This is a genomic window from Pseudomonas sp. (assembly GCF_032058845.1).
Classification (GTDB): Bacteria; Pseudomonadota; Gammaproteobacteria; order Pseudomonadales; family Pseudomonadaceae; genus Aquipseudomonas.
The window spans coordinates 7,168-24,235 of sequence record NZ_DAMCCR010000003.1; the positions used below are offsets into that span (position 1 = coordinate 7,168).

A 17,068-nucleotide genomic window follows, 5' to 3' on the forward strand; every position below is an offset into this window, starting at 1 on the left:
GCATGGCAGCGGCTCGGTGGTGCCGGCTGGCTGGTACAGGCGTGCGTGCAGAAGCGCTCCATCGCGGCTTTCGATCGCGTGCGTGCTGGCCTGCACCGCGCCCGGCGGCGAGGGATCGAGCACCGCTGAGCTGGCGGCAAAGGCCGCCCGGGCCTGCGCCACGCTCAGGGCGTGCAGGGGTTGCTGCTTGCCGCTCAGGCGGCCCAGTTCGGCCAGTTCGAGAAAACCTTCCAGGTCAGGGTCCAGCGGCATTGCGGTGTCCTCTTGGTAAGCATCAGGTGCAGTGGAATGTGAGCGTGGGCAGGTCCGGTGCGGCTGCCGGGCCCCTGGTCGCTACGGGCGTTGGCTGTGGCCAGCGAACGTTAGGAACAACCTGGGTGAAACCGTGCCTGATTGCGAGCGATGCGGGTTCAAACCGTCCTTGGTCCCGGGCAGTGCTGGCTCGGCCAGTACCAGGTCACGTCAGCGCCCGTCCGGAACAACTTCGTTTCAAACCGTCCTCGGTTGTAGCCAATGCGGGTTCAGTCAGCCGCAGGTCAGGGGCCTTTCGCATCAACCCGGGTTCAAGCCGTCCTCGATCCCGGGCAGTGCTGACTCGGCCAGTACCAGGTCACGTCAGCGCCCGTCCGGAACAACTTCGTTTCAAACCGTCCTCGGTTGTAGCCAATGTGGGTTCAGTCAGCGCCAGGTCAGGCCAGCGCCGGCTCACACACCACCCGCCCGGCCTCCAGCCGCACCAGGTGATCTGCCACGTCGAAATAACGATCATCATGGGAAATCACGATCAAGGTCTTGCCCAGGCGTTTGAGCTCGGGCAGCAGTTCGGTGTAGAAAATCCGCCGGAATGCCGGGTCCTGGTCTGCGGCCCATTCGTCGAACACCAGCACCGGGCGCTCGTCGAGCCAGGCGTTGACCAGGGCCAGGCGCTTGCGCTGCCCGGTCGACAGGTCAAGGGTGGTGAACGCACCATCGCGCACGCTGACCTTGTGGGCGATCTCCAGGCGCTCCAGGTAGCGCGTGGCTTCTGCCGGCACGGCTTTGTCGGTGTGCATCAGGTCATCGAACAGGAAGTAGTCGGCAAAGATCGTGGTGAACATCTGCCGGTAGTCATCCAGACCGGCAGCATCCACCGCTACACCGTTGACCCGGACCTGGCCCTTGCTGGGCGCATACAACCCCAGCAGCAGCTTGATCAACGACGTTTTGCCTGAGCCGTTGTCACCGACAATGAACACGATGTCGCCCTGGGCAATGCTCAGGTTGACCGGCCCCACGCGAAACGGCGCGCTGTCCTCGACTGCCGGGTAGGCGTACTCGACATCACGTAGTTCCAGGCGCTCGAGTACCACCGGCGGCGTGCGCACATCGTCCAGCAGCAGGTGCGGCTCGGGGGAAGAGAAACGCTCCGAAAGGTCGGCGATACGGCGAAAGGCAATCCGCGCACGGCTGACGATCGGCAGGTTGCCAATCAGGTTTTCCAGCGGCCCCTTCATGTACAGCAGCACCAGCACGAACCCGCTGATCACTGCAGGATCGTTGTCCGGTAGCAGCGACTGCATGGCCAGGGCCAGGCCAATGACCACGAAGAACAGCATCGAGCCCAGGCTCTTGGCGATCACGAAAATGTTGATCGAGCGAATGTGCGTGTTGCAGATGTGGTCGGCGGTGCCCTGGATATTGCGGGTGAACATGGCATGCCGACGCGGCCGGTGGATGCGCAGTTCCTTGGCGCCTTCGGCGATTGCCGAATAATGCTTTTGCAGGTCGTCTTCGGCGTCGCGCGCCGCATTGAAGCCGCGCTCGCCTCGGTTGCGGGCGACGAACTGGATCGCCGAGCCGATGCCGATGGCCACCACGGTCATGGCGAAAATCGGCAGCGAGAGCGTGGCCAGGTAACCCAGGCAGCCCAGCACCACGGTGCATGACACCGCCAGCGGCGCGAAGGAGAAGGCGAAGTCGCTGATGGTGTCCACATCGTGGGTCAGCACCGGGATCAGGCGGTGGGTGCGGTAGCGCTCGATCTGCTCGATCGGCGCGGCCAGCACCTTGGCGCCCAGGTCCTTGCGCAGGCGAGCGATGACCTTCTGCCCGACCAGGTTGGTGCCGATGTCAGCCGCGATGCCACTGAGCAGGGCCACCAGGCACAGGCCGGCGAAGGCCAGGATCACCCCGCGACTCAGACCGTCAGCGTTGTGCAGGCCCTGGTTCACCGTGGCCAGCAGGGCGGTGATGCTCAGCCCGCCGAGGATGCCGAGCGCGATGGACCCGACCACGATCCAGCGGTAAGGCTGCAGCAAGGTCATCAGTTCGTGGAAGGCGCTGCGCGGTGGTGCGGACATGAAACTACCTCGGTCGCAAGCTGGCGGGGCGCCAGGGGCGGTGGGTGGCCGGGCGGCCATGTAGTAGAAGGACGTTTGGTCTGCAGATGGATTTAGCGATGCGCGCGGGCCAAGGCTGCGAGGCAGCCCATCGCGTGTAGGAGCGACTTCAGTCGCGATGGGCTGCAGGGCAGCCCTGATGGCTGCAATCGCGCTTTACCGACGGAGAGGTGCTGCAGCAATGGGCCGGCTGCGCCGTCCATCGCGACTAAAGTCGCTCCTACAGTCGCTCACGTCTCTGTGAGCCACTGGCGTCAAACGTGCAGCCGCTACCGAATCACCCCAGCAACGCCGCGCGCAGGGCATGCCCGAAGCGTTCGGCCACCTCATCGATCTGCTCGGCGGTGATGATCAGGGGCGGGAGGAAGCGCACCACCGCGCCATGGCGGCCACCGAGCTCGATGATCAGGCCGCGGCGCAGGCATTCGCGCTGCACCTTGGGCGCCAGCAGCCGGCAGACCGGCGGATGGCCGAGCGCATCGGGTGTGCCGCTCGGATCAACCAGTTCGACCCCCAGCATCAGGCCGCGACCGCGGATATCGCCCAGCTGCGGGTAGTCGCGCTGCAGCTGACGCAAGTGGCCGCACAGGCGTTGGCCCATGGACTCGGCATGGGCGGCCAGATCGTGTTCCACGAGGTAGTTCATCACCGCTGACCCCGTCGCCATGGCCATCTGGTTGCCACGGAAGGTGCCGGCATGGGCGCCTGGCCGCCACTGGTCGAGCCAGTCGCGGTAGACCACCACCGCCAGCGGCAGGCTGCCGCCAATGGCCTTGGACAGGGTCACCACGTCGGGCACGATGCCCGCATGCTCAAAAGCGAACATCTTGCCGGTGCGGGCGAAACCGCTCTGGATTTCATCGATGATCAACGCCACGCCATGCTGCTCGGTGATCCGCCGCACGCCGCGCAGCCACTGCACATCGGCCGGAATCATCCCGCCCTCACCCTGCACCGCTTCGACGATCACCGCTGCCGGCAGCTGCACACCGGCTTCCGGATCGCTGAACAGGGTCTCCAGGTAATGCAGGTTGGCCCGCACACCGGCTTCACCACCCAGCCCGAATGGACAACGATAGTCGTAGGGATACGGCAGGAACTGCACGTTGTTGTTCAGCAACGCGCCCAGGGGTTGTTTCGGGCCCAGGCTGCCCATCAGGCTCAGTGCACCTTGCGACATGCCGTGGTAGGCGCCCTGGAACGACATCACCGTGCTGCGCCCGGTGGCGATGCGCACCAGCTTGAGCGCCGCTTCGACCGCATCGGTGCCGGTAGGGCCACAGAACTGGATCTTGGCTTCGCGACGCAAGCCTTCGGGTAGCAGGCCGAACAGGTCCTGAACGAAGCGGTCCTTGACCGGCGTGGTCAGGTCGAGGGTGTGCAGCGGCAGCTCATCGGCCAGCACTCGCTGGATCGCCTCGATCACCACCGGGTGATTGTGGCCCAGCGCCAGCGTGCCCGCCCCGGCCAGACAGTCGAGGAACTGACGGCCCTCGACATCCTCGACGTAAATGCCGCGAGCACGCTTGAGCGCCAGTGGAATACGCCGTGGATAGCTGCGGGCGTTCGACTCTTGTTGCTGTTGACGCAGCAACAGCGGCGAGTCGGTGAATTCGTAGAGGGCCTGGGGCTCGGCGGCCGGCAGAACCTGGGCAAGACTGGAAGCACTGGACATGGCAAGACCTCACAAGCAGGCGTGTGGTACGGGCCCAGCCGAGTACTCGGCCAAGCGCGGGACAATGCTTGGAGAACGCTTGGCTGAAGAACGGATTTAGCGCTTGCCGCAGGATTTTTCAGACACCTTGCGAACGGTCAGAGGCTGTACAGCCGCAACCACCGCGACTCTCGAGAGGCATTGCCAGATCGTCGAGACGCCGGCCCCCGACCAGGCAGTGGGTCGGGCTCGAGCATGGACCGATTCTGCCCTGACCGTGAATTGTGCAGACGCCTGCCAGGCAGTCAGAGGCTGCGCGCCGGCAACTGCAGCCATACCCGCAGCCCGTCTTCGAGGTTGTCGAAGCGCAGCCGCCCGGCGCAGCGCTGGGCAATCGCCTCGACGATGGCCAGGCCCAGCCCGCAGCCGCCGCTCTGGCTGTGGCGCCAGAAGCGCTCGGTGAGCCGTTGCAGGTCATCGGCAGCAATGCCGGGGCCGTGGTCGCGGACCACGAAACCGACGTCGCCGTCGATCATCTGCACCTCCAGCTCGACGGGTGCCTGGCTACCGCCGTGGCGCAGGGCGTTGTCGAGCAGGTTACGCAAGGCCGTGACCGCCAGGGGCGCTGGCATGCCGAGGTACAGGCGGGCGGCCTCGTCGGGCAGGTGCAGGCGGATACGCTGCGCGTTGTCGATGCCCACATCGTGCAGGGCCTGACGCGCCACCTGCTCGGCGCTGCATTGCACACCGTCGTCGAACGACAGGCTGCCCTCCACGCGCGCCAGCATCAGCAGTTGCTCCAGCGTGCGGTGCAGGCGGTCGGCGCCTTGCTCGGCGTGCTCGAGGGCCTGCTCGCGCACCGCGCCGTCCGTCATGCGGGCGACCTGCAGGTGGGTCTTGATCACCGTCAGCGGGCTGCGCAGTTCATGCGCGGCGTCATCGGTCAGACGGCGTTCGCGCTCGATCGTCTGGGCGATGCGCTTGAACAGCTGGTTCTGGGTGTCGAGCAGCGGCTGCAACTCGCTCGGCAGGCCCGCCACCTGCAATGGCTCGACGCTGTCGGCGCGGCGCTGGCGCAGGGCGTCGCGCATGCGGTTGAGCGGTGCCAGGCCCTTGCCCAGACCGATCCACAACAACCCAAGGCTGCCAAGCAAGGCCATCAGCACCGGCGCCGAGGCAGCCAGCAGAATCGAGCGGTTCAGCGCCTCGCGTTCCTGGTTGCGATCAGCGGTGGTGATCCGCACATCGCCATGGCTGGAGGTAAAGCTGCGCCACTGGGCGCCGTCGATGACCGGGTCGTGAAAGCCGCTGCCGCGCTCGTCCAGGCTGGTGTCGTGCTGGTGATTGCTGGCCAGGATCTCCCCGCGCAGTGAGGTGACCTGGCAGGCCATGCCATCCGGCACGCTGAGCTGGTCGGCGGCAAAGTGCGCGTCCTGGCCCTTGGCGGTCAGCGGTTGGGGCAACTGGTCGATGAGCCCGGCCACCATGCGCGCCGAAGCCACCAGGCGCTGGTCGAGGGAAAACATCATCTGCTGGCGCAGGTCGCAGAGCATCCAGGCCGCCGCCAGGGCCCAGATGAACACGAAGGCGCTGCCGAGAATCAACGACAAGCGTACGCGCAGGCTCACGAGGCTGGCCCCAGGCGGTAGCCGAGGCCGCGTACCGTCTCGACGATGCCGCTGCCGAGCTTGCGCCGCAGGTGGTGGATGTGGACGTTCAGCGCGTTGCTCTCGACCTCGTCGGTGAAGCCGTAGACGCAGTCTTTCAGTTGCTCGCTCGACAGTACCCGGCCGGGGTTCTGCAACAGGGCCTGGAGCAAGGCCTGCTCGCGGCGCGACAGGTCAACGGGCTGATCATGCAGGAAGGCTTCGCAGTTGCTCGGGTCATAGCGCAGCGGCCCGTGCTCGATGGCATTCACCGCCCGCCCGGCCACACGCCGCAGCAGGGTGTGCAGGCGCGCCGCCAGTTCACGCAGGTCGAAGGGTTTGAGCAGGTAGTCGTCGGCGCCGGCTTGCAGGCCATCGACCCGGTCGGTCACCGCATCGCGGGCCGTCAGCACCAGCACCGGCAAGGCTTCGCCGCCCTGACGCAGGCGGCGCAGAAACGCCAGGCCGTCTTCGTCGGGCAGGCCGAGGTCGAGCACCATCACATCGAAACGTGCCGTTTGCAGCACGTGGCGTGCGGCGCCAGCGGTGGCCACCCGGTCCACGGTCAGGCCCTGCGCGGCAAGGCCGGCGCAGATGCCGCTGGCGATCAGGTCGTCGTCCTCGCAGAGCAGTACGTGCATGGTGGGGTTTCCAGGGAAGGGGGTGGCATTGCACCGAAGCAGGATTAAGGGGGAATTATGCCCCCGGCAGCCGGTGCTGCGCGCGTGCTCTGACCGATGCCTTTGCCCCCCTCTGCGACAGGCATGAAAAAGCCCGCCATGTGCGCGGGCAGATCCCTAGCAAGTGCACTGTCGCAGCACGCATCAACTACCGCGATAGGTGGAATAGCTGTACGGCGAAATCAGCAGCGGCACATGGTAGTGCTCCTGCGCGGCATCGATGCCGAAGCGCAGCACCACCACATCGAGAAACGCCTGCTCAGGCAATTGCGTGCCACGGGCACGGTAGTAGTCACCGGCGGCGAACTGCAGTTGGTACACACCGCTGCGGTAGGCCTCACCTTCGAGCAGCGGCGCATCGACGCGGCCGTCGCTGTTGGTCACGGCGCGGCACACCCGTTCAAGGTGCTGACCGTCAACGCGGTACAGCTCGACGGTAATGGCGCTGCCGGGGCAGCCGTGTGCGGCGTCCAGTACATGTGTGGTCAAGCGGCCCATGGGCGTGTTGCCTCTTGTTGGTGGAGGTGAAAAAACGCGGAGCCATCGCCGGGCCCTGAGCCCTGTGACGAGAAGCAGTGGTATTTATTAAGGCAGTGAGCTGGAAGATTGTACACAATTTTCTGTACCGCTATCGCCCAGTAAACGGCCACACCGCAAACACTCGAGCGCAATACCGACGCGCTGCCTATAGACAATAGCTGACCGATCAGGCAGTTTTATACCGCCTGCCCTGGCGCTGACGGAAGGCACGGGCTGGAGAAAAACGGACTTACAAAGAATTTTGAATCTTGTATACAATCAGCTGATCCGGTGGTGCGACATCCCGACGCGGCTCCGCCCCACCCCTGCACTCAACGAACAAGAAGGAAGACTGCAGTGAGCGCTGACTACCCACGCGACCTGATTGGCTACGGCAACAACCCTCCGCACCCGCACTGGCCGGGCAATGCCCGCATCGCGTTGTCCTTCGTGCTCAATTACGAAGAAGGCGGTGAGCGCAACATCCTTCACGGCGACAAGGAGTCGGAGTCGTTTCTCTCGGAGATGGTTGCCGCGCAGCCGCTGCAGGGCCAACGCAACCAGAGCATGGAATCGCTGTACGAATACGGCAGCCGCGCCGGGGTATGGCGCCTGCTCAAGCTGTTCAAGGATACCGGCGTGCCGCTGACCGTGTTCGCCGTGGCCATGGCCGCCCAGCGCCACCCCGACGTGATCCGTGCCATGGCCCAGGCCGGCCATGAAATCTGCAGCCACGGTTACCGCTGGATCGACTACCAGAACATGGACGAGGCGCAGGAACGCGAGCACATGCTCGAAGCCATCCGCATCCTCACCGAACTGACCGGCGAGCGCCCGGTCGGCTGGTACACCGGCCGCACCAGCCCCAACACCCGGCGCCTGGTGATGGAGGAAGGCGGCTTCCTGTACGACAGCGACACCTACGACGACGACCTGCCCTACTGGGAACGCAACAACCCCACCGACAAGCCGCACCTGGTGATCCCCTACACCCTCGACACCAACGACATGCGCTTCACCCAGGTGCAGGGCTTCAACTGCGGCGAGCAGTTCTATCAGTACCTCAAGGATGCGTTCGACGTGCTCTACGAAGAGGGCAGCGAGGCGCCGAAAATGCTCTCCATCGGCCTGCATTGCCGCCTGGTCGGCCGCCCGGCACGGCTGGCCGCACTCAAGCGCTTCGTCGAGTACGCCAAGAGCCACGAGCACGTCTGGTTCGCCCGCCGTGCAGACATCGCCCGGCACTGGCACGCCACTCACCCCTACGTGAAAGAGACCGTCCGATGAGCGCCTTCCAGACACTGACCCCGTCGACGCTGAACCGTGAAGCGTTCATTGCCGCGTTCGCCGATATCTATGAACACTCCCCGTGGGTGGCCCAGCGCGCCTTCGATCAGGGCCGGGTCAGCGAACTCGACGACATCGACGCCCTGCACCAGCGCATGAGCGAGGTGTTGCTCAGCGCCAGCCACGCCGAGCAGCTGGCGCTGATCAACGCGCACCCTGACCTCGCCGGCAAGGCCGCCGTACAAGGTGAGCTGACCGCTTCGAGCACCGCCGAGCAGGCCGGCGCCGGCATCAGCCAGTGCAGCGCTGAAGAGTTCGCCCGTTTCACAGCGCTGAACACCGCGTACAAGGCCCGCTTCCACTTCCCGTTCATCATGGCGGTCAGGGGCAGCAACCGGCACCAGATCCTCGCCGCCTTCGAGGCGCGCCTGCACAACGACCTCGCTACCGAGTTCAAGCAGGCGCTGATGCAGATCAACCGCATTGCCCTGCTGCGCCTGTCGCAGCTGTAGAACGTGCAAGGGCATACCTTGCACGCCTGACCCGTGAAACACCCCTGAGGCACGACGCGTGAACCGTCCGCCGCGCCGCAGACCCATGATGCAGACCTTCTGCACTTCACAAGACAAAGAGAACGACACCATGCGCACCTTGATGATCGAGCCCCTGACCAAAGAAGCCTTCGCCCCTTTCGGTGATGTGATCCAGACCGATGGCAGCGACCACTTCATGATCAACAACGGCTCGACCATGCGCTTCCACAAGCTCGCCGAGGTCGACACCGCCGAGCTGGGCGACAAGGCAATCATCAGCATCTTCCGCGCCGAATCGCTGGAAATGCCGCTGACGATTCGCATGCTCGAACGCCATCCGCGGGGCAGCCAGGCTTTCATTCCGCTGCTCGGCAACCCTTTTCTGATCGTGGTCGCGCCACTTGGCGATGTACCGGTATCAGGTCTGGTCCGCGCCTTCCTAACCAATGGCAGGCAGGGCATCAATTACCATCGCGGCGTCTGGCACCACCCGGTGCTGACGATCGAAAAGCGGGATGACTTCCTGGTGGTTGATCGCAGTGGTGAAGGCAACAACTGCGATGAGCATTACTTCACCGAGGAGCAATTGATGGTCCTCAGTCCCCACCAATAAGAAAGGGTCGGTCATCAGCGCGGTGACCGGCGAAAGGTACCAACTGTGGAAGCACACCTTCACGAGTGGCTGAACCTGAGCGTTCGCTGGGTTCACATGATCACGGGTGTCGCCTGGATCGGCGCGTCGTTCTATTTCGTCTGGCTGGAAAACAACCTGGATCGGCGTACACCCCGCGAGGGGCTGTCGGGTGATCTGTGGGCGATTCACGGGGGTGGCATCTACCACCTGGAGAAATACAAGCTCGCCCCACCGAAGATGCCTGACAACCTGCACTGGTTCAAATGGGAGGCGTACTTCACCTGGATGTCGGGCATCGCGCTGCTGTGCGTGGTGTTCTACTGGAACCCGACCTTGTACCTGCTGGCACCGGGCAGCACGCTGTCAGGCGCTGAAGGCGTGGCCATCGGTGTCGGCTCGCTGGTCGCCGGCTGGTTCATCTACGACCTGCTGTGCGATTCGCCGCTCGGTAAACGGCCGATGCTGCTCGGCGGTGTGCTGTTCGTGCTGATCATCGCCGCCTGCTGGGGCTTCAGCCTGGTGTTCAGCGGCCGCGGCGCTTACCTGCACACCGGTGCGATCATGGGCACCATCATGGTCGGCAACGTGTTCCGCATCATCATGCCGGCGCAGCGTCAGCTGGTCGCGGCCATCGCGCAGAACCGCACCCCGGACCCCTCGCTCCCGGCCAAGGGTCTGCTGCGCTCGCGGCACAACAACTACTTCACCCTGCCGGTGCTGTTCATCATGATCAGCAACCACTTTCCGAGCACTTACGGCAGCCAGTACAACTGGCTGATCCTGGCCGGGATTGCGGTGGCGGCGGTGCTGATCCGTCACTACTTCAACACCCGCCACGACAGCCACAAGTACGCCTGGACCCTGCCTGCCGGCGCCCTGGCGATGATCTGCCTGGCCTATGTCACAGCGCCGAAACCGCTGCCGACCAGCCCTGAGCAGGCGGCCGTGCAGTATCAGCCGTTGCCCGCCACGGCGGTGGGCGGCAAGACCGCCGCAGAGCGCCGCGAAGAACAGGCCGCTCAGGCCGCAGCGGCCCCTGCCCAGGCACCTGCCAACGGCAGTGGCGACGCCTTCGCCCAGGTGCATGACGTGATCCAGCAGCGCTGCACGGTGTGCCATTCCTCGACACCCACCAGCCCGCTGTTCAGCACCGCCCCGGCCGGGGTGCTGTTCGACACGCCGCAGCAGATGCACACCCAGGCGGCGCGCATCCAGGCTCAGGCCGTGGCCAGCCAGATCATGCCGCTGGGCAACATCACCCAGATGACCGCCGAGGAACGCAAGCTGGTTGGCGACTGGATCGCCAAGGGTGCGCCGGTCAACTGACACCGGCACAGGCCATGGCGTCGCGGTGCGCGTCGAGTCCGCGGCACATCTCCGGCGCCTGCCAGCAGGCACAGGGTGTGCCGCCCGGTGCGCCATTCACGACGGCCTGGCGGGTCAGCCGCGATGACAACCTGACCGAACGATCAATCGTGCGACCCAGCGCCCCAGGACAGAGCGCTTGAGGGCCTACGCGCAAGTCAGTAATCTGCGCGCCCCTCGAACAGGACGGCAAGGACGCCGCCCGCGGTCGCCGCAGTGTTTCGCCTGTAGGGCGGGCCACTGAGCGAGCGGACCGGCTGTACGCCCCGCCCCTTTCATCCGTGCCAGATGGCATCGAGCAGCGCGCGCCGACTCACCCTGACCCGGTGAGCCCACGCGGGCGATGAGCTGCGGGCTGGGCGCAGAAATTGACTCGAAAGACAAAAAAACGGCGCCACCTCGAGTGCCGATACCCGACACAAAGGAGCGAGATCCACATGCGTACCCTCAACAGCCTGATCCTTGCCGGCGGCCTGCTGACCTGCGGCGCCAGCGTTGCCGGTGACCTGCTGCAATGGCAAAGCAACAGCCTCACGTATCTGTGGGGCAAGAACTTCAAGGTCAACCCGGAGATTCAACAGACCTTTACCTTCGAGCACGCCGACGGCTGGAAGTACGGCGACAACTTCCTGTTCGTCGACCGCATCCTCTACCAGGGCAAGAAGGACTCCAACGTAGGCCGCAACACCTATTACGGCGAATTCACCCCACGCCTGTCGTTCGGCAAGATCTTCGACCAGGACCTGTCGTTCGGCCCGATCAAGGACGTGCTCCTGGCGATGACCTACGAGTTCGGCGAGGGCGACAACGAGTCGTACCTGATCGGCCCAGGCTTCGACCTGGCAGTACCGGGCTTCGACTACTTCCAGCTCAACTTCTACAAGCGCACCACCGACGGCAGCCGCCCGGGTGATGATGTCTGGCAGATCACGCCGGTGTGGGCCTACACGCTGCCGGTGGGCTCCTCGAACGTGCTGTTCGACGGCTACATGGACTGGGTCGTGGACAACGACGAGAACCGCCGCGGCACCTACCACGCCAACCTGCACTTCAACCCACAGATCAAGTACGACCTGGGCAAGGCGTTGAAGTGGGGCGAGAAGCAGCTGTACGTGGGTATCGAGTACGACTACTGGAAGAACAAGTACGGCATCAAGGATTCCGACGGCTTCACCACCGACCAGAACACCGCGAGCCTGCTGGTGAAAGTGCACTTCTGAGGCGCTTGCGCGCCTGCCGCCGCTCGAGCAGCGAGCAGGTGCGCCATGCGCAGCAGGGCCAGGCCGCTGCCGTTGCGCAGCGGTGCGGGCCCACACCTGCGGTGATCAAGCCCGGGTGGCCGCCACGGTCTTGCTGACGCCGCCCACCACCAGGGCGGCGAGCATGCCGGCGATGGCGCCCACCACGCCGTACGCGGCCATCTTCACCACCACGCCCCAGCCGCCCAGGTCGCTCACCAGCGTTTCAAGGAAATGCTCGATGGGGTGAATGCCTTCGGCCACGAACGTGCCGCCGACCAGGAACATCGCCACCGTGCCGATCCACGACAGTGCCTTCATCAGCACGGGTGCCGAGGCCACCAGCGCGCCTCCGATCTTCTTCAGCACCGTGCCCAGTGCGCCGGTGGACTTGGACTTGAGCAACGCAAAGCCGACGTCGTCCATCCTGACGATGCCTGCGACTGCCCCGTACACGCCCACGGTCATGGCGATGGAGATCACGATCAGCGTCACGATCTGCTGCATCAGTGGCGCTGCCGAGACCACGTTCAAGGTGATCACGGTGATTTCGGCGCTGAGGATGAAGTCGGTGCGAACTGCGCCTTTGATCTTGCGCTTTTCGTAAGCCGCCAGCGCTTCCTTGCTTTTGGGCATGGCCTTGGCTTCCTCGGCCTCGGCCTCGGCACCACCGCGCTGGAGTTTTTCCTTGATGGCCTCGTAGCCCTCGTAGCAGAGGTAGATGCCGCCGGCCATCAGCAGCCACTTCACCGCCCACGGCAGAAAAGCGCTGAGCAACAGGGCACAGGGCACCAGGATCGCCTTGTTCAACAGCGAGCCCTTGAACACCGCCCACACCACCGGCAGCTCCCGGTCGGCGCGCATGCCGGTAACCTGTTCGGCGTTTACTGCCAGGTCGTCGCTGAGCACACTGGCGGTCTTTTTCGCCGCCACCTTGCTCATCAGGGAAATGTCATCGAGCAGTGCCGCGATATCGTCCAACAGTGCGAAGAAACTGCTGCCAGCCATTTAGAGTCATCCTGGGTCAATTGAGGCGATTCGGTGCGCGGGGCACCTTGGCCGACCCGCGTGCTCGAGAGGTCGAGCGCCGGGCGGCAGGGGAATGGCATAGAGACCGGGCGAGCCCGAAGGAGTTCTGCTGACGGCATGGCAGCGCACCCGGCGCGCCCTCAGGCGCGTGGCCCGTCACCGAGCACAGCGTGCGGGGCGTTGCCTTGAGCGGCGTTCGGGCACGGTGCTACCATCCCGCCCCTCCTGAGGCAGGCCGATAGAGGAAGTGTCCGGACCATGAGCAGCATTCGTGAGCGCAACAAGACGCTGATCCTGCGCGCGGCCAGCGAGGAATTCGCCGACAAGGGCTTCGCCGCCACCAAGACCAGCGACATCGCCGCCAAGGCGGGCCTGCCCAAACCCAACGTCTACTACTACTTCAAGTCCAAGGACAACCTGTACCGCGAGGTGCTGGAAAGCATCATCACGCCGATCATGCAGGCTTCCACGCCGTTCAATGCAGAGGGTGATCCGCGGGAGGTGCTCAGTGGGTACATCCGCTCGAAGATCCGTATTTCCCGGGATCTGCCCCACGCGTCGAAGGTATTCGCCAGCGAGATCATGCATGGTGCGCCGCATTTGTCGGCGGCGCAGGTGGAGCAGTTGAATGCGCAGGCGCGGCATAACATTGCGTGTATCCAGCAGTGGATCGAGCGGGGGCAGATTGCGCCGGTCGATCCGCATCATCTGATGTTCAGTATCTGGGCGGCGACGCAGACGTATGCGGATTTCGATTGGCAGATTTCGGCGGTGACGGGGAAGGATTCGTTGGCGGATGAGGATTATGAGGCGGCGGCGCTTACGATTATTCGGTTGGTGTTGAAGGGGTGTGAGCCGGATTAAAGGTTTGGGTTTCGGCGATGTGGGCTTTGGTTTTGGTGGTTTCATGACAGGTTCGCGGGGGCTGATGGTCAGCTTTTCGCCTTTACGGCGACGTCCTTTTGCGGCGCTGGGGTGGGACTCTGGTTTTGTTGCTCATGCCAGGTCGGAGGTGGTTGATGGTCAGCCTTTCGCCTTTACGGCGACCTACTTTTGCGGCGGCTGCCCGCCCGGGGCAAAAGTAGGCAAAAACGCCTGGGCTCCACCAGCCGGCCCTTCGCTTCGCTGCGGGTGCCCTGCGTTCCGGGGCTTTACGGGGCTGCGCGGCCTACGGTTTGCTGCGCAAACCTACATCTCGCGACTTCGGCTGCGCCTCAGCGGCGCTGCGCGCCGGCCCCTTCAAGCCCCTGCACTTCGGCCGGCTGAAGTCGCGATTTGGGTTGTCTGGGCTGGAGGGGTAGGAAGGGCAACGGCAACGGCGCAGCAGTGCTGACAAACAGGCCAGTTCCCAAAGTTTCAATACCCAAGACGCAGCGTCCTGATCCACCGCCGCCACCCCCGTAGGAGCGGCTTCAGCCGCGATGGCCGGCAAAGCCGGCCTGATTCAGCCACCACCCATCAGCAGTTGAAGCTCGTCCGCAGCATCCAATCGGCGCCCATACAGCCCTTGTAGGGCCGGTCCGGCGCTCCGGTTAGTCGCGATAGACGGCGCACATACCCTCGCTTCCACCTACCCCTGTCTGTTCAAACCACCACCCCCGCATCCGCCTTCAACCCCACGGCTTCTATCGCGCTGATCGCGCACTGTTCATCGATGTCCGAGGTGTCGCCGCTGATGCCCACCGCGCCGAGCACCTTGCCGTCGGCGTCGCGGATCAGCACTCCGCCGGGGACCGGCACGACCGGGCGTTCGCCGAGGCCGTTGAGGGCGGCGAAGAAGGTAGGGCGTTGCTGGGCATCGAGCGCCAGCAAACGCGATCCCTTGCCCAGGGCGACGGCGCCCCAGGCCTTGCCGATGGCGATCTCCGGCCGGATCAGGCTGGCACCATCTTCACGCTGCAACGTGAGCAGATGCCCCCCTGCATCGAGGATCGCGACGGTCAGCGGCGCGGCGTCTATGGCGCGGCCTGCGGCCAGGGCCGCGGTCACCAGGCTGACGGCAGCGTTGAGGGTCAAGGGGGTCATGGCGAGGTCCTCTTATTGTTGTGGACGCCCAAGGGCGATTGAAAACCGACCAACTCAATAGAACACAACATGGTCATTATTTGTATACAATATTTTCAAACGATCGTCTAAAACCGCAGGTAATCGCCTTTGTGTGCGACCAAAATTCAGCAACCGACCCATAGACGAAAAGCCATTGACCTTTGCCGGGAAGCATGAATACACTTCATCGCAACGAAAGTTGTATACAATTACAAAATCGATGAGGCACAACCCATGAGCAAAATGAGAGCAATCGATGCAGCCGTCCTGGTCATGCGCCGTGAAGGTGTCGAGACCGCATTCGGCATTCCAGGGGCTGCCATCAACCCGCTGTATTCGGCGTTGAAGAAAGTCGGTGGCATCGATCACGTCCTCGCCCGCCATGTCGAAGGTGCCTCGCACATGGCCGAGGGCTACACCCGTACCAACCCCGGCAACATCGGCGTGTGCATTGGCACCTCCGGGCCTGCCGGCACCGACATGGTCACCGGTCTGTACAGTGCCTCAGCCGACTCCATCCCGATTCTGTGCATCACCGGCCAGGCCCCGCGTGCGCGACTGCACAAGGAAGACTTCCAGGCCGTCGACATCACCAGCATCGTCAAACCGGTGACCAAGTGGGCAACTACTGTGCTGGAACCCGGCCAGGTGCCCTACGCGTTCCAGAAAGCCTTCTTCGAAATGCGCAGTGGCCGCCCAGGCCCGGTGCTGATCGACCTGCCGTTCGATGTGCAGATGGCCGAGATCGAGTTCGACATCGAGGCCTACGAGCCGCTGCCAGTGCACAAGCCTGCGGCAACGCGGGTGCAGGTGGAAAAAGCCCTGGCCCTGCTCAATGACGCCGAGCGCCCGTTGCTGGTGGCCGGCGGCGGCATCATCAATGCCGATGCCAGCGAGCGGCTGGTGACCTTCGCCGAGCTGATCGGCGTGCCGGTGATCCCGACCCTGATGGGTTGGGGCACACTGCCCGACGATCACCCGCTGATGGTCGGCATGGTTGGCCTGCAGACCTCGCACCGCTATGGCAACGCCACGCTGCTCGCTTCCGACCTGGTGCTGGGCATCGGCAACCGCTGGGCCAACCGCCACACGGGCTCTGTGGACGTGTACACCGAAGGCCGCCGGTTCATTCACGTGGACATCGAGCCTACGCAGATCGGCCGCGTGTTCACCCCGGACCTGGGCATCGTCTCTGACGCCGGCAGCGCGCTGGACCGCTTTATCGAAGTGGCCCGTGAATGGAAGGCTGCGGGCAAGCTCAAGGACCGCAGCGCCTGGGTCGCCGAATGCCAGCAGCGCAAGGCCACCCTGCACCGCAAGACCCACTTCGACAACGTGCCGGTCAAGCCACAGCGCGTGTATCAGGAAATGAACAGGGTGTTCGGCAAGGACACCTGCTACGTCAGCACCATCGGTCTGTCGCAGATCGCCGGCGCGCAGTTTTTGCACGTCTACAAACCGCGGCACTGGATCAACTGCGGTCAGGCAGGCCCCTTGGGTTGGACCATTCCCGCGGCACTCGGGGTGGTCAAGGCGGACCCGTCGCGCAAGGTGGTGGCGCTGTCAGGCGACTACGACTTCCAGTTCATGATCGAGGAACTGGCGGTCGGCGCGCAGTTCAACCTGCCCTATGTGCACGTGCTGGTGAACAACGCCTACCTGGGGCTGATTCGCCAGGCCCAGCGCGGCTTCGAGATGGACTACTGCGTGCAACTGGCCTTCGAAAACATCAACGCCAGCGATGCCAGCAGCTATGGTGTCGACCACGTGGCGGTGGTCGAAGGCCTGGGCTGCAAGGCCCTGCGCGTGTTCGACCCGGCCGAGATCGGCCCGGCGCTGGTCAAGGCCCAGGCCATGGCCGAGCAACTGCGCGTGCCGGTGGTGGTCGAGATCATACTCGAGCGCGTGACCAACATTTCCATGGGCACCGAGATCAACGCGGTCAACGAATTCGAAGACCTGGCGCTGGTCGGTGACGATGCGCCGACCGCCATCTCGCTGCTCGACTGAACGCCCTGCCCGCCCTCGCCTCGCATGAGGCGCGGGCCTTATTCGCAAG

Annotated in this window: 14 protein-coding genes and 1 pseudogene; 7 read left to right on the forward strand and 8 right to left on the reverse strand. The window is 64.4% G+C overall.

Annotation, left to right across the window (positions count from 1 at the left end):
* The 6 genes and pseudogenes from RT028_RS00975 to uraH all read right to left on the reverse strand — a co-directional run.
* A pseudogene (locus tag RT028_RS00975) lies at window positions 1-252 on the reverse strand (alpha/beta hydrolase); the annotation flags it as partial.
* A gap of 437 nt (window positions 253-689) precedes the next feature.
* Entirely contained in the window at window positions 690-2,339 is a 1,650-nt protein-coding gene (locus RT028_RS00980; protein WP_312931414.1) for a cyclic peptide export ABC transporter, read from the reverse strand.
* Window positions 2,340-2,655: 316 nt separating this feature from the next.
* A complete protein-coding gene (locus RT028_RS00985) occupies window positions 2,656-4,053 on the reverse strand; it encodes an aspartate aminotransferase family protein (RefSeq protein WP_312931415.1) in 1,398 nt (465 codons plus the stop codon).
* A 284-nt stretch (window positions 4,054-4,337) separates the two neighbouring features.
* Window positions 4,338-5,660 (reverse strand): ATP-binding protein, encoded by a 1,323-nt coding sequence (locus RT028_RS00990; protein ID WP_312931417.1) that lies wholly within the window; start codon window positions 5,658-5,660, stop codon window positions 4,338-4,340.
* Window positions 5,657-6,319: a response regulator transcription factor gene (locus RT028_RS00995; RefSeq protein ID WP_312931420.1), complete on the reverse strand. Its 663-nt coding sequence runs from the start codon at window positions 6,317-6,319 to the stop codon at window positions 5,657-5,659. The genes RT028_RS00990 and RT028_RS00995 overlap by 4 nt, the downstream gene beginning before the upstream one ends.
* A 183-nt stretch (window positions 6,320-6,502) precedes the next feature.
* Entirely contained in the window at window positions 6,503-6,856 is a 354-nt protein-coding gene (gene uraH / locus RT028_RS01000; RefSeq protein ID WP_312931423.1) for a hydroxyisourate hydrolase, read from the reverse strand.
* Window positions 6,857-7,234: 378 nt separating this feature from the next.
* Between uraH and puuE the strand changes: the two genes are divergently transcribed.
* The 5 genes from puuE (at window position 7,235) to RT028_RS01025 (ending at window position 11,916) form a co-directional block, all read left to right on the forward strand.
* Window positions 7,235-8,164: an allantoinase PuuE gene (gene puuE / locus RT028_RS01005; protein WP_312931425.1), complete on the forward strand. Its 930-nt coding sequence runs from the start codon at window positions 7,235-7,237 to the stop codon at window positions 8,162-8,164.
* On the forward strand, window positions 8,161-8,676 hold the full coding sequence (gene uraD, locus RT028_RS01010; protein WP_312931427.1) for a 2-oxo-4-hydroxy-4-carboxy-5-ureidoimidazoline decarboxylase: 516 nt from the start codon (window positions 8,161-8,163) through the stop codon (window positions 8,674-8,676). The genes puuE and uraD overlap by 4 nt, the downstream gene beginning before the upstream one ends.
* Window positions 8,677-8,806: 130 nt before the next feature.
* Window positions 8,807-9,310, forward strand: a complete 504-nt coding sequence (locus tag RT028_RS01015; protein ID WP_312931429.1) for an ureidoglycolate lyase — start codon at window positions 8,807-8,809, stop codon at window positions 9,308-9,310.
* Between the two features lie 45 nt (window positions 9,311-9,355).
* Window positions 9,356-10,657, forward strand: coding sequence for a urate hydroxylase PuuD (locus tag RT028_RS01020; protein ID WP_312931431.1), 1,302 nt, complete (start codon window positions 9,356-9,358; stop codon window positions 10,655-10,657).
* Window positions 10,658-11,133: 476 nt separating this feature from the next.
* A complete protein-coding gene (locus tag RT028_RS01025; RefSeq protein ID WP_312931433.1) occupies window positions 11,134-11,916 on the forward strand; it encodes an outer membrane protein OmpK in 783 nt (260 codons plus the stop codon).
* 105 nt (window positions 11,917-12,021) lie between these two features.
* Here RT028_RS01025 and RT028_RS01030 read toward each other — a convergent pair whose 3' ends face one another.
* A complete protein-coding gene (locus RT028_RS01030) occupies window positions 12,022-12,942 on the reverse strand; it encodes a DUF808 domain-containing protein (RefSeq protein ID WP_312931435.1) in 921 nt (306 codons plus the stop codon).
* Window positions 12,943-13,221: 279 nt separating this feature from the next.
* On the opposite strand from RT028_RS01030, the gene RT028_RS01035 reads away from it, so the two are divergent.
* Window positions 13,222-13,827 (forward strand): TetR/AcrR family transcriptional regulator, encoded by a 606-nt coding sequence (locus RT028_RS01035; RefSeq protein ID WP_312931438.1) that lies wholly within the window; start codon window positions 13,222-13,224, stop codon window positions 13,825-13,827.
* A gap of 720 nt (window positions 13,828-14,547) precedes the next feature.
* Here the strand turns inward: RT028_RS01035 and RT028_RS01040 are convergent.
* A complete protein-coding gene (locus RT028_RS01040) occupies window positions 14,548-14,988 on the reverse strand; it encodes a heme-binding protein (RefSeq protein ID WP_312931441.1) in 441 nt (146 codons plus the stop codon).
* Window positions 14,989-15,243: 255 nt separating this feature from the next.
* Between RT028_RS01040 and gcl the strand changes: the two genes are divergently transcribed.
* A complete protein-coding gene (gene gcl / locus RT028_RS01045) occupies window positions 15,244-17,019 on the forward strand; it encodes a glyoxylate carboligase (RefSeq protein WP_312931443.1) in 1,776 nt (591 codons plus the stop codon).
* Window positions 17,020-17,068 lie beyond the last annotated feature (49 nt).

Coding starts and splice junctions, on each gene's coding strand:
- RT028_RS01025 (WP_312931433.1), top strand. CDS start 11,134: ATGCGTACCCTCAACAGCCTGATCCTTGCCGGCGGCCTGCTGACCTGC.
- RT028_RS00980 (WP_312931414.1), bottom strand. CDS start 2,339: ATGTCCGCACCACCGCGCAGCGCCTTCCACGAACTGATGACCTTGCTG.
- RT028_RS01015 (WP_312931429.1), top strand. CDS start 8,807: ATGCGCACCTTGATGATCGAGCCCCTGACCAAAGAAGCCTTCGCCCCT.
- RT028_RS01040 (WP_312931441.1), bottom strand. CDS start 14,988: ATGACCCCCTTGACCCTCAACGCTGCCGTCAGCCTGGTGACCGCGGCC.
- RT028_RS00985 (WP_312931415.1), bottom strand. CDS start 4,053: ATGTCCAGTGCTTCCAGTCTTGCCCAGGTTCTGCCGGCCGCCGAGCCC.
- uraD (WP_312931427.1), top strand. CDS start 8,161: ATGAGCGCCTTCCAGACACTGACCCCGTCGACGCTGAACCGTGAAGCG.
- RT028_RS01035 (WP_312931438.1), top strand. CDS start 13,222: ATGAGCAGCATTCGTGAGCGCAACAAGACGCTGATCCTGCGCGCGGCC.
- uraH (WP_312931423.1), bottom strand. CDS start 6,856: ATGGGCCGCTTGACCACACATGTACTGGACGCCGCACACGGCTGCCCC.
- RT028_RS00995 (WP_312931420.1), bottom strand. CDS start 6,319: ATGCACGTACTGCTCTGCGAGGACGACGACCTGATCGCCAGCGGCATC.
- gcl (WP_312931443.1), top strand. CDS start 15,244: ATGAGCAAAATGAGAGCAATCGATGCAGCCGTCCTGGTCATGCGCCGT.
- RT028_RS01030 (WP_312931435.1), bottom strand. CDS start 12,942: ATGGCTGGCAGCAGTTTCTTCGCACTGTTGGACGATATCGCGGCACTG.